Origin of the sequence: Streptomyces fractus (assembly GCF_049844455.1) — a bacterium.
GTDB lineage: Bacteria > Actinomycetota > Actinomycetes > Streptomycetales > Streptomycetaceae > Streptomyces > Streptomyces fractus.
Window position 1 is genome coordinate 5,210,249 of record NZ_JBMYHI010000002.1, and the last position, 12,137, is coordinate 5,222,385.

At 70.5% G+C, this 12,137-nt stretch carries 8 protein-coding genes; 3 read left to right on the top strand and 5 right to left on the bottom strand.

All coding sequences use genetic code 11. The features are described 5' to 3' along the window. Positions 1-132 precede the first annotated feature (132 nt). A complete protein-coding gene (locus ACP4E5_RS25565; RefSeq protein WP_425832484.1) occupies positions 133-1,674 on the top strand; it encodes an APC family permease in 1,542 nt (513 codons plus the stop codon). Positions 1,675-1,906: 232 nt separating this feature from the next. Here ACP4E5_RS25565 and ACP4E5_RS25570 read toward each other — a convergent pair whose 3' ends face one another. Both ACP4E5_RS25570 and ACP4E5_RS25575 read right to left on the bottom strand, forming a co-directional pair. Further along, positions 1,907-3,421, bottom strand: a complete 1,515-nt coding sequence (locus ACP4E5_RS25570) for a CehA/McbA family metallohydrolase (RefSeq protein WP_425832486.1) — start codon at positions 3,419-3,421, stop codon at positions 1,907-1,909. An 87-nt stretch (positions 3,422-3,508) separates the two neighbouring features. Then, a complete protein-coding gene (locus ACP4E5_RS25575) occupies positions 3,509-3,832 on the bottom strand; it encodes a hypothetical protein (RefSeq protein ID WP_425832488.1) in 324 nt (107 codons plus the stop codon). Between the two features lie 115 nt (positions 3,833-3,947). Between ACP4E5_RS25575 and ACP4E5_RS25580 the strand changes: the two genes are divergently transcribed. Beyond that, on the top strand, positions 3,948-6,551 hold the full coding sequence (locus tag ACP4E5_RS25580) for a bifunctional FO biosynthesis protein CofGH (RefSeq protein WP_425832490.1): 2,604 nt from the start codon (positions 3,948-3,950) through the stop codon (positions 6,549-6,551). A gap of 196 nt (positions 6,552-6,747) precedes the next feature. Here ACP4E5_RS25580 and ACP4E5_RS25585 read toward each other — a convergent pair whose 3' ends face one another. Continuing rightward, positions 6,748-7,806 (bottom strand): AraC family transcriptional regulator, encoded by a 1,059-nt coding sequence (locus ACP4E5_RS25585; RefSeq protein WP_425832492.1) that lies wholly within the window; start codon positions 7,804-7,806, stop codon positions 6,748-6,750. A 117-nt stretch (positions 7,807-7,923) separates the two neighbouring features. Then, a complete protein-coding gene (locus ACP4E5_RS25590; RefSeq protein WP_425832494.1) occupies positions 7,924-9,012 on the bottom strand; it encodes a tyrosine-protein phosphatase in 1,089 nt (362 codons plus the stop codon). Positions 9,013-9,212: 200 nt separating this feature from the next. Here ACP4E5_RS25590 and ACP4E5_RS25595 point away from each other — a divergent pair, with 200 nt between their 5' ends. Beyond that, positions 9,213-10,337, top strand: a complete 1,125-nt coding sequence (locus ACP4E5_RS25595) for an ADP-ribosylglycohydrolase family protein (protein WP_425832496.1) — start codon at positions 9,213-9,215, stop codon at positions 10,335-10,337. 122 nt (positions 10,338-10,459) lie between these two features. Here ACP4E5_RS25595 and ACP4E5_RS25600 read toward each other — a convergent pair whose 3' ends face one another. Beyond that, on the bottom strand, positions 10,460-12,004 hold the full coding sequence (locus ACP4E5_RS25600; RefSeq protein ID WP_425832498.1) for a sodium:solute symporter family protein: 1,545 nt from the start codon (positions 12,002-12,004) through the stop codon (positions 10,460-10,462). Between the last annotated feature and the right edge of the window lie 133 nt (positions 12,005-12,137).

Sequence of the window (12,137 nt, forward strand, 5' to 3'; positions counted from 1 at the left end):
GTTCTGCGACTAGAATGCGCAAAGCCCCTTCGGAATCTCGGGAAAGTGTCCGAAATGGCCGTGGATAGCTAAGTCGGCATCTCCGGAGATATCCCGGTAGATGTGGAAACCGCAGGATTTAACGTCCTGTTCATGACTCAGCTGGACGTGCGGCCCGAGAGCGGAACGGGCAACGGGAAGGGCAAGGGCCTCGGCGGGAACTCCGTCGGGCTGCTCGGCAGCGCCGTCATCGGCGTCTCCACGGTCGCCCCCGTCTACTGCCTGACCTCCACGCTCGGCTCCACGGCCGGCGAGGTCGGGCTCCAGATGCCCGCGGTCTTCCTCGCGGGGTTCCTGCCGATGCTGCTCGTCGCCTTCGCGTACCGGGAGCTCAACAAGGTCATGCCGGACTGCGGCACGTCCTTCACCTGGACCGTGAAGGCGTTCGGGCCGCGCGTCGGGTGGATGTGCGGCTGGGGCCTGGTGATCGCGACGATCATCGTGCTCTCGAACCTGGCCGGGGTCGCGACCTCGTACTTCTGGCTGCTCGCCGGCGAGATCACCAACAACGCGTCGGTGGCGGCGCTCGACGACAACAAGGCCGTCCACATCGTCACGTGCCTCGCCCTCATCGCGGCCGCCACCGCGATCAGCTACCGGGGCATGACCGCGACGAAGGGCGTGCAGTACACGCTGGTCGGGCTCCAGCTGGTGGTGCTCGCCGTCTTCGTCGCGATGGCCGTGGCCAAGGCGGGCTCCGCCGACTTCGCCGCGACCTCGGTGCACTTCTCCTGGTCGTGGCTGAACCCGTTCTCCGTGCAGTCCTTCGGGGCGTTCACGGCGGGCCTGTCCCTGTCGATCTTCATGTACTGGGGCTGGGACACCTGCCTCACGGCGAACGAGGAGACGATCGGCAGCGACAAGACGCCGGGCCGCGCCGCCCTCATCGCGATGGTCGTCCTCGTCGGCTCTTACCTGGCGACGGGCGTCGCCGCGCAGATGGTCGTCGGCTCCGGCGGCAAGGGCCTCGGCCTCGCCAACCCGGAGACCTCCGACAACGTCTTCGCGGCGCTCGCCGGTCCGGTGATGGGCCCGACGCTCGGCATCGCCCTCTTCGTCGCCGTCCTCGCCTCGGCCGCGGCCAGCCTCCAGACGACGTTCATCCCGGTCGCCCGCACGGTCCTCGCCATGTCGACGTACGAGGCGCTGCCGGCGTCGTACGCGCGCGTGCACCCGAAGTTCCGCACGCCGGGCCGTGCGACGGTCACGGCGGGCGTCGCCACGGCCGTCTTCTACACGGTCATGACGCTGGTCTCCGAGCACGTCCTCGTCGACACGATCTACGCGCTCGGCCTCATGATCTGCTTCTACTACGCGCTGACGGCCTTCGCCTGCGCCTGGTACTTCAAGGCGGAACTGCGCCGCTCGGTCCGCGACCTCGCCTTCAAGGGCGTCTTCCCGCTGCTCGGCGGCGTCCTGCTGTCCGCCGTCTTCATCAAGACCCTCGTCGACATGTGGAACCCGGCCTACGGCAGCGGTTCCTCGGTCCTCGGCATCGGCTCGGTCTTCGTGATCGGCGTCGGCCTGCTGCTCGTCGGCGTGGTCATCATGCTGGTGATGGGCCGCCGCAGCCCGGCGTTCTTCCGGGGCGAGGTCCTGAACCGGCGGACTCCGGTGCTGGTCGTCGACGACTAGCCCAATTAAGCCCCTGCGGCGATTGAGCAGCGGGGTCTGGGGCAGCGCCCCAGGGCGTAGGCATCGGCGCCGGTGTTGCGGCCGCGGGGCTCTGCCCCGGACCCCGCGCCTCAATCGCCGGCGGGGCTTGAAAGGCTCAATCGCCGGCGGGGCTTGAAAGGCTCAATCGTCGGCGGGGCTTGAAAGGCTCAGTCGCCGCAGGGGCTTGAAAGGCTCGACGGGAGGCGCGGCCTCATGGGCCCAGGAAGATCGGGTTCGTGAACGCGGCCAGGGGGCCGGGCAGCCCGGTCACCGTGGGGGTGTGGCGGATTTCCGCGCGGACGTACGCCGCGTAGGCCGGCGTCGTCCGCCAGGTCGCGGAGGACGCTCCCGCGGCGGATGTGAAGAGGGTGCCCTGGTCCGTGACGATGTGCAGCGTGCAGTCGCCGGGCGCCTTCACCTTCAGGTCCACCGTGACCGGAGTGTCGGGGGCGGCCGTGAGGCGTTCGCCGATGCCCGCGGTCTCGCCCTTGCCGCCGGTCGCCGTGAACGTGACCTCGATGTCCTTGGTCTCGGCGACGTACGAGCGGCCCGCCTTGATGCCCGCCTGGATGGCCTCGCGGCTCAGGTCGTCCGCCAGGACCACGGTCTGCGGGCCGCCGACGCGGTCCGGGTCGCGGTGCGCGTCGCTGTTGCCCATCGCGGGGAGCCAGCCCGTGCGGCCCTTGGAACGGGCGTGCGCGACCAGGGTGTTGTCCCAGTCCGCGAGCGACACCTCGTCGTCCGGCGTGTACGGGCCGTTCCACACCTCGACCGCGTCCGCCTCGCCGAAGCCGAACTTCCAGCCGCAGCCGACGCACGTCGCGTGCGGGTGGGCGGGGACGACCAGGCCGCCCGCGCGGCGGATCTGCTGCGCGTACTTCGCCCAGCGGTTGTCGCGGGCCCGGTAGCGCCAGTCGACGAACGTGCCGGGTTCCATGCCGAGGGCGACGACATGGCCGTTACGGGTGGTGATCTCCTCGCCGATCATCACGAGGAGGTCGTCGCCCGCCACGTCCGACCAATGGGCGTGCGCGGAGTGCGTGTTGTGGTCGGACGTGTTGATGAAGTCCAGGCCCGCCTCACGGGCGAGCGCGCCGATCTCGGCCGGTGTGCGGCGGCCGTCCGAGTACCAGGAGTGCAGGTGGCAGTCCCCGCGGTACCAGGCGCGGCCCCGGCCGCGGGCCCGCTGCGGCGGGTACTGCGGCCGGGGCGTCGCGTCCGGCTTCCCGTGCGTGAGCGTCACCGTCACCTCGTACGGCAGGCCCTCCGGCGCCACCGTGTACGGGCCGAGCGCGATGTTCCACCGGCCGGGGCGGACGGGGCCCGGGATGTAGCCGGGCGTCGCGTCGTCGGCGCGGACGAAGAACTCGGTGCGGGCGCCGCCCGACCAGCCGCGGAAGCCCTCGCCGCCGAGCGCCGTGCCGCGCTCGTCGAAGAGGCCGATGTCGAGCGCGTTGTTCTGCGTGCCGGCCGGGAGACCGGTGGCCTTCTCGTACGTGTAGGAGACCCGGATCTCCCGTACCCCGGAGGGGACTTCGACCGGCAGGTACACGTAGTCGGGGGCGCCCGCGGGCAGCGTGCCCTTGAGCGTCTTGGTGGACCGCGAGCCCTCGGCGGCGCTGGCGAAGCTCATGGTGCCGAGGGTAAGCGCGGTCGCCGCGCCGGTCACGAGCAGCGCGCGTCTGCCGATGCCGTGTTCGTCGCCTCGTACGTCGTCGGTGCACATGCTGCGGCTCCCCAGGGTGTCGGAAGTGACGTGGGTGACCCTGGCATTGAGCCGTTAACCGGTGCCGAAGGGAAGAGGGACGGTGGATTACGACCGGCGCTTGAGCAGCCGGCTCACGACCACCAGCACGACGATGACGACCAGCAGGATGAGGATCCAGCCGAACATCCCGCCCTTTTTGGACTTCTTCTTTTTATTCTTGCCGAACTTCGACTTGCTCACTTTGGAGTAGGTCGTCTTCGTGACCTTCGAGGCGTTCGAGCCGTTCGTGGCCGTCTTCGAAGCCGGGCTCCCGGCGTGCGTCGACACCGACACCGAGGCGGTGGACGCGGACGCCGCCGTGGGCGCGCCGCCGAAGGCCAGCGCCCCCAGCAACAGCAGGACGGTTGTGGGACGTGAGCGAAGAAACATGGCAGAAAACCCCCGTCGGTCCGGACCCCGGCGAGCGTAGACCAGGGGGCGCGGCGCGGGAAGGGTCGGGCCGGGGGCCCTCGAAGTGTCCAGGTCGCGCTCGTATGCTCGATTCATGAGTGATCAGGACGCCGTACCGCAGCCCCCCGAGGCCGACCGTCCCACCGCCAACGCGATGCGCCGCGCGCTGAAACGGGCCAGAGACGGTGTCGCGCTCGATGTCACCGAGGCCGCCGTGCTGTTGCAGGCGCGCGGCGACGACCTGGCCGACCTCACCACGTCCGCCGCCCGCGTGCGCGACGCGGGCCTGGAGGCGGCGGGCCGGCCGGGCGTCATCACGTACAGCAAGAGTGTGTTCATCCCGCTCACCCGGCTGTGCCGTGACAAGTGCCACTACTGCACGTTCGTGACCGTCCCCGGCAAGCTTCGCCGCGAGGGCCACGGAATGTTCATGTCGCCCGACGAGGTCCTCGACATCGCGCGCAAGGGTGCCGAACTGGGCTGCAAGGAAGCCCTCATCACTCTCGGCGACAAGCCGGAGGACCGCTGGCCCGAGGCCCGCGAATGGCTCGACGCGCACGGCTATGACGACACGATCGCGTACGTGCGCGCCATATCGATCCGGATCCTGGAGGAGACGGGACTGCTGCCGCACCTCAACCCGGGTGTGCTGTCGTGGACCGACTTCCAGCGCCTCAAGCCCGTCGCGCCGTCCATGGGCATGATGCTGGAGACGACGGCGGAGCGGCTCTGGTCCGAGCCCGGCATGCCGCACTACGGCTCGCCCGACAAGGAACCGGCCGTCCGGCTGCGGGTGTTGGAGGACGCGGGCCGCTCCTCCGTCCCGTTCACCAGCGGGCTGCTCATCGGGATCGGCGAGACGTACGAGGAGCGCGCCGATTCGCTGTTCGCGCTGCGCCGCACCGCGCGCTCGTACCACGCCATCCAGGAACTCATCATCCAGAACTTCCGCGCCAAGCCGGACACGGCGATGCGCGGCATGCCGGACGCCGAGCTCGACGACCTCGTCGCGACGGTCGCCGTGGCCCGCCACATCATGGGCCCTTCGGGGAACATCCAGGCCCCGCCGAACCTCGTCGACGGCGAGTACGCGCGCCTCATCGGCGCCGGGATCGACGACTGGGGCGGCGTCTCCCCGGTGACCATCGACCATGTGAACCCCGAGAAGCCGTGGCCGAAGCTGGAGGAACTGGCCGCGCAGTCCGCGGAGGTCGGCTTCGAGCTGCGGGAACGGCTGTGCGTCTACCCGGAGTTCGTGACGCGCGGCGAGCCGTGGCTGGACCCGCGCCTGCTGCCGCACGTCAACGCCCTGGCCGACGCCGACGGTCTGGCGGTCGCCGACGCGCCCGTCGTCGGCCGGCCTTGGCAGGAGCCCGACGAGGGGTACGTGGCGTCGTCCGGCCGCACCGACCTGCACCGCACCATCGATACGGAGGGCCGCACGAAGGACCGCCGCGACGACTTCGACGTCGTGTACGGCGACTGGGAGGCGCTGCGCGAGCAGGCGGCCCCCGGCATGGAGCCCTCCCGCATCGACGGCGACGTACGGGCAGCGCTCAAGCAGGCGGCCGACGACCCGACGAAGCTCACGGACGACGAGGCCCTCGCCCTGCTGCACGCCGAAGGGCCGGCCCTCGACGCGCTCTGCGGCATCGCCGACGACATCCGCAAGTCGGTGGTCGGCGACGACGTCACGTACATCGTCACCAGGAACATCAACTTCACGAACGTCTGCTACACCGGCTGCCGCTTCTGCGCCTTCGCCCAGCGCCGCACGGACGCCGACGCGTACACGCTCTCGCTCGACCAGGTCGCGGACCGGGCCCAGCAGGCGTGGGACGTCGGCGCGGTCGAGGTCTGCATGCAGGGCGGCATCCACCCGGACCTGCCCGGCACGGCCTATTTCGACATCGCGAAGGCCGTGAAGGAGCGCGTGCCCGGCATGCACGTGCACGCCTTCTCGCCGATGGAGGTCGTCAACGGCGCGACCCGCACCGGCATGTCCATCCGCGAGTGGCTGACCGCGGCGCGCGAGGCCGGCCTCGACTCGATCCCCGGCACGGCGGCGGAGATCCTCGACGACGAGGTCCGCTGGATCCTCACGAAGGGCAAGCTCCCGGCCGCGACGTGGATCGAGGTCATCAAGACCGCCCACGAACTCGGCATCCGCTCCTCGTCGACCATGATGTACGGGCATGTGGACCAGCCCCGCCACTGGCTCGGCCACCTCCGCACCCTGGCGTCCATCCAGCAGGAGACCGGCGGCTTCACGGAGTTCGTGACGCTCCCGTTCATCCACACCAACGCGCCGGTCTACCTGGCGGGCATCGCGCGCCCCGGACCGACGATGCGCGACAACCGCGCGGTGACGGCGATGGCCCGCGTCCTGCTCCACCCGCACATCCCCAACATCCAGACGAGCTGGGTGAAGCTCGGCACGGAGGGCGCGGCCGAGATGCTGCGCTCGGGCGCCAACGACCTGGGCGGCACGCTCATGGAGGAGACCATCTCCCGGATGGCGGGCTCCTCCTACGGCTCGTACAAGTCGGTCAAGGACCTGATCGCGGTCGCCGACACGGCGGGCCGCCCGGCCAAGCCGCGTACGACGCTGTACGGGGAGGTGGCCGAGGAGCGGGTGCGGTCGGCGCAGGCGTCGGACGGGCATCTGCCGGAGCTGCTGCCGGTGCTGGAGCCGTAGGGGCCTGTCTGGGGTACACGTGGCGGATCCCGGGCCCGGCGCCGCTGACAGGGTGGGCGGCCGGGCCCGAGGGGTGCGCAGGCGCTCCCGCACTGCCTGCACCACGGTCCGCCGCCGGACGGGGACGGAGGGGAGCGGCGGGTGGACGGCGCCGACACCGTCCATCGTCCGCACATCCCTGGCACGGAGGCGGTGTTCAGGACGATACGTCGGGCGCGGGGGGCCGGGCTCGCCGCTTTGCGCGCGATTCCTGACCGATTCGCGCGGCGGTGGCGAGCGTACGGGACGGAGGTTCGCCGAACCGGGCCCGATACCGCCGGGCGAACCGGCCCAGGTGGGCGAAGCCCCAGCGGTAGGCGACCTCGGTGACCGTGGTCTCCCCGGGGGCGGCGGTGCGCAGCACCATCCGCACGTGCTGGAGCCGCACCTCGTGCACGTACCCCATGGGCGTCATGCGCACCTGCGAGCGGAACGCCTCCTGGAGTGTGCGCAGGCTGACCTGGGCGACGGCGGCGAGCCGGTTCGCGTCCCAGGGCTCGGCCGGGTTGTCGCGCACCGCGTCCATGACGCGCTTGACGGCTGTGGCGGACATACCGGGCGGAGGCGCGTCCAGCGCCTGGCGGTAGCGGTGGTCGGTGGCCAGCAACAGGCCCTCCAGCAGGGTCTGTTCCAGCCGCCCGCAGATCATCGGGCTCTGGAGCAGTCCGCCCGGGTTGTTCGCGTCGAGCGCGGTCCAGCGGGCCAGGCTCGCCCAACTGCGGCCCACGCCGCGGGAGATGTCGAACGACGGTCTGAAGTCCGCATTGCGCAGCACGGGCCTGCCCAGCATGATCTCCAACTGCCGGTGCATCGCCGCCTTGTCGATCTTGACGGTGAGGGTGTCGCAGTCCGGCGAGAAGTCCGCGACCCGGAAACAGCCCGGTGGGTTCAGCATGCCGCCGGTGCGGGCCGACACCTGGGTGTCGGTCACCGGCCCCTGACCGATGCTGAAGGATCCCGCCGACGGGGCCACGGCGTGGTACGACCCCATTTCGGCGATGAAAGCCGTGATGGGGGCGCCGAACGACATGCGCCCGATCGTCACGCCACCCAGCACCACGACATCCGCGTCGAGGTCGAAGTCCTCCGCCGTCGGGGTGTCCAGCTTCATGTCGTAGAACTGCCGCGACAGCACGGCGCGCGCCTCGTCCACCGAACGCGTGGAGATGCGGTTGGCCGCCGCGGTCGCAAGGCCCTGCCCCTTGCCCGCGCCCATTGTGTTCCGCCCTTTCAAGCGCCCCTCAGCACCAGATAGACGTGTCCACCTCAGGATGCTCCGTCGGGCAGGGCGACGGGAGACTTTCCGGGGAACGTCCGACGGTCCGGGGGCCCGTCAGGCCAGCAACTCGCGCTTCAGCGAGCGCAGTTCGCCCGCGTCCAGGCCGAGGCCCCGCTTCTCGTACGAGCGGAACGAGCCGAACGTGTCGCGTATCTCGTCGAAACCGGAGTTCAGGTACTCGGCCCGCACGTCGAGCATCGGCTTGTAGACCTTCGCCTGCTCGGGCGGCATCGCGGCCAGCGCCGCCTTGTTCGCCTCGGCGCGGTAGTCGTTGGAGGCCAGGTAGTCCTTCATCACCGTGTCGCGCGGGACGCCGAGGGCGGTGAGGAGGGCCGCGTTGGCCCAGCCCGTGCGGTCCTTGCCCGCCGTGCAGTGGAAGAGGGTGCTGTCGCCCGACGCGATGCCCGCGAAGACCTTCTCGTAGGCCGCCTTGGCGGTGTCGCCGCTGACCATGAACTTCTCGCCGTCCGTCATCATCTTGACGGCGCCGGCCTCGGTCGTCGGCATCGTGCTCGTCATGTCGGAGCCCGCGAGGACGTCCGCGACCTCGTACGAGGTGCCCGCCGGGACGCGGTCAGGCGCCGACTGCCGCTCGGACTCCGTCCGCAGGTCGTAGTCCGTGCCGATGCCGAGGCGCTTCAGCTTGGCCAGGTCGGCGTCGGTCAGCTTGTCGAGCGCGTCCGAGCGGTAGATCTCACCCATCTTCACCCAGTGTCCTTCGCTCGTCCGGTAGCCACCCGCGTCACGGAAGTTGACCGCTCCGTCGAGCTTGATGAGGCGGTCGGCCAGGTGCAGGCCCTTTCCGTGGTCGGGCCGCAGGGTGAACCACTGGCGGTCGGCGTGCGCCGGCAGCCCGGTGACCGTCACCTTGCCGGAGGAGCCGCCGGAGGCGACCGTGCGGCCGTTGTCCGTCGTGATCGTCACGTGCCGCACGCCCGGCGCCTTCCAGGCGATCTCGTACGTGCCCGGGATCCCGGCCGCCGTCACCGTCGCCTGCGTGAACGGGATGCGGGGCGCGGCCTGCGCCGGGTGGGCCGAGGCGGCCGGGGCGGCGAGAGTGGCGAGGAGGGCGGCGGCGGACAGGGCGCCGAGCACGGGGGTCGTGGACCTGACACGAGTAGACACGCGAGTGATGTGGGTCATGGGGTGGATGTTTCGGGGCGCCCGGAACCGGGGCGCGACCGGACGGTGAACGAGGGGCGAAGCCGTGGCGAGCGCATGCTCCGGAACCTGTGGACGGAGGCGTCCACGATCCCATCACTTCGTGAACATTCCTGGTCGACGCCGGTCGATTACAGTGCTCCAAGCCGAAGGGTCGAGGGTCGTGACAGGAGGAGTACCCCATGGGCGCAGCGCCCAACGCGGCGGCGGTCTGGGGCCGCGCCGAACAGCAGGACTTCCGCAGCAGAGTGCGGGGGACCCTGCTCGGTGGCGCACTCGGTGACACCCTCGGCGCCCCGCTCGACGGCCTCACGCTCGACGGGATCCACGCCGAGCACGGGGCCGAGGGGCTCAAGCAGCTGGTGCCCGTCTACGGGCGGACCGGGGCGATCACCGCCGCCACCCAGTTGACCCTGTTCACCGTCGACGGGCTGATCCGCGCGCAGGTGCGGCGCGACACCGGCGCCTGGCACCCGCCGACCGATGTGCACCGCGCCTATCTGCGGTGGGCCGCGACCCAGCGCGACTGGGGTCCCGACCTGCGCCGCAAGGAGGACGGCTGGCTGGCCCGCGAGGAGTGGCTGTACTCGCGGCGCGGCGCCTCCCAGGCGTGCCTGCTGGGGCTCGGCAACGACGTGATGGGGACGCTCGACCGCCCCAAGAACCTGGACGCGGACGGCGCCGAGGCGGCGACGCGCTCCGCGCCCTTCGGGCTCCTCGTGGGCTGGGAGCCGCAGCTCGTGTTCCAGCTCGCCGTCGAGTGCGCCGTGCACACGCACGGCGCCGCGGAGGCCTATCTGTCGGCGGGCGCGTACGCGGTCCTCGTGCACGCCCTCGCGCGCGGCGACTCGCTCGACGCCGCCGTGCAGCGCGCGCTGGCCCTGCTCGCCGCGCGCCCCGGGCATCCGCCCGTCGCGGACGCGCTCAAGCACGCGCTCGGCGCCGTACGGCAGGGGATGCCGACCGCGGCGCGGGTCGGCGAGCTCGTCGGGGACGGCGACGCGACCGGTGTGCTCGCGGCCGCCGTGTACTGCGCGCTGGTCGGCGACGACATCCGGCACGGCCTGGGCCTCGCCGTCCACCACGACGGGCCCTCCGCCCAGGTCGGCGCGTTGTGCGGGGGACTGCTCGGGGCGCTGCACGGGGAGACGGCGCTGCCGCCCGCGTGGGTGGCGGAGCTGGAGGGGCGTCCCACCATCCTGGAGCTCGCGGACGACTTCGCGATGGAGATGACGCAGGGCGCCGCGTTGCATGGGCCTGCGGCCGCTTCGCCGGGGTGGTTGGCCCGCTACCCGCGGGCCACGTAGGCGCCAATCAAGCCCCTGCGGCGATTGAGCAGCGGGGTCCGGGGCGGAGCCCCGTGGGCGAAACTCCGCGGAGCCGTCTGCTCAATCGCCGCAGGGGCTATGAGTAGCCCCGCCGCACCGGCTCAATAGACCTCCGTCGGCGTCGGCACCGCGGCCGCCGCCGAATCGTCGTCGTCGGAGTTGATGCGCTTGATGATCGCGTCCCGCTCAGGGGTGTCCTCGGGCTTGATGTAGCCGATGAGGATGTAGAGGACGAGGGAGACGGCCAGCGGGATCGACACCTGGTACTGGAGCGGCACGCCGCCCTCGACGTTCCAGCTGATCGGGTAGTTCACCAGCCAGAACGCGAGCAGGCCCATGCCCCAGCTGACGAGCGCGGCGGTCGGCCCGGACCTGCGGAACTGGCGCAGCAGACCCAGCATCATCGGGATCGCGATCGGGCCCATCAGACCGGCCACCCACTTGATGACGACCGTGATGATGTCCTTGAACGTGGGCGAGTTGACCTGCGTGGCGACCGCCATCGACAGCGCCAGGAAGAGCACGGTGGTGATCCGCGCCGCGACGAGTCCGGTGCGCGGCCCCCACTCCCGGGCGCGCTTCGAGAGCGCGGGCGCCACGTCCCGCGTGAAGACGGCCGCGATCGCGTTGGCGTCGGAGGAGCACATGGCCATCGTGTGCGAGAAGAAGCCGACGATGACCAGGCCCAACAGGCCGTGCGGCAGCAGCTGTTCGGTCATCAGGCCGTAGGAGTCGGAGCCGTCCGGCTTCTGCGCCTGCACGAGCAGCGGGGACATCCACATCGGGAAGAAGAGGACGACGGGCCAGACCAGCCAGAGCGTGGCGGACAGGTAGGCGGACCGCTTGGCCTCGCGCCCGCTGCTCGTCGCCATGTAGCGCTGGGCCTGGTTGAGCATGCCGCCGTTGTACTCGAAGAGCTTGATGAAGAGGAACGCGAGCAGGAAGACCGTGCCGTACGGGCCGACCAGCGGCTTGTCGTGGCCCTGGAGCTCGGGCCGGCTCCAGGCGTCGAAGAAGCCGATGTGCTTGTCGCTCAGCTTCAGCACGACCGCGATGAACATCGAGATCCCGGCCAGCAACTGGATGATGAACTGGCCGAGTTCGGTGAGCGCGTCCGCCCACAGGCCGCCGATGGTGCAGTAGACCGCGGTGATGGCACCGGTGATGAGAATGCCCTGATTCAGGGAGATACCGGTGAACACCGACAGCAGGGTGGCGATGGCCGCCCACTTCGCGCCCACGTCGACGATCTTCAGCAGCATCCCGGACCAGGCGAGCGCCTGCTGGGTGCCCAGGTTGTAGCGGTTCTTGAGGTATTCGAGCGGCGAGGCCACGTGCAGGCGCGAGCGCAGCCGGTTGATGCGCGGCGCGAACAGCCGGGCGCCGATGGCGATGCCGAGCGCGATCGGGAAGGACCAGGTGACGAAGGACGTCACGCCGTAGGTGTACGCGATTCCGGCGTAACCGGTGAACATCACCGCGCTGTAGCCGGACATGTGGTGGGAGATGCCGGACAGCCACCACGGCATCTTGCCGCCGGCGGTGAAGAAGTCGGAAACGTTGTCGACACGCTTGTGGGACCAGACGCCGATCGCGACCATCACGCCGAAGTAGGCGATGAGCACGACCCAGTCGAGACTGTTCATGTGCCCCCTCCAGGGGTTCCGCTGCACAACGGTTGCCCCCGGCAAGGGTGTTGGGGACGTGGGGGATTGAACCTCCGCGCATGGGGCCGGTCAAGGGTTCTGCAGTCATGGATATGAACCCCGGACAGAATTC

Bases quoted from the DNA above. Each gene is read 5' to 3' on its own strand.
- ACP4E5_RS25565 (WP_425832484.1), top strand. From the start codon at position 133: ATGACTCAGCTGGACGTGCGGCCCGAGAGCGGAACGGGCAACGGGAAG.
- ACP4E5_RS25570 (WP_425832486.1), bottom strand. From the start codon at position 3,421: ATGTGCACCGACGACGTACGAGGCGACGAACACGGCATCGGCAGACGC.
- ACP4E5_RS25575 (WP_425832488.1), bottom strand. From the start codon at position 3,832: ATGTTTCTTCGCTCACGTCCCACAACCGTCCTGCTGTTGCTGGGGGCG.
- ACP4E5_RS25580 (WP_425832490.1), top strand. From the start codon at position 3,948: ATGAGTGATCAGGACGCCGTACCGCAGCCCCCCGAGGCCGACCGTCCC.
- ACP4E5_RS25585 (WP_425832492.1), bottom strand. From the start codon at position 7,806: ATGGGCGCGGGCAAGGGGCAGGGCCTTGCGACCGCGGCGGCCAACCGC.
- ACP4E5_RS25590 (WP_425832494.1), bottom strand. From the start codon at position 9,012: ATGACCCACATCACTCGCGTGTCTACTCGTGTCAGGTCCACGACCCCC.
- ACP4E5_RS25595 (WP_425832496.1), top strand. From the start codon at position 9,213: ATGGGCGCAGCGCCCAACGCGGCGGCGGTCTGGGGCCGCGCCGAACAG.
- ACP4E5_RS25600 (WP_425832498.1), bottom strand. From the start codon at position 12,004: ATGAACAGTCTCGACTGGGTCGTGCTCATCGCCTACTTCGGCGTGATG.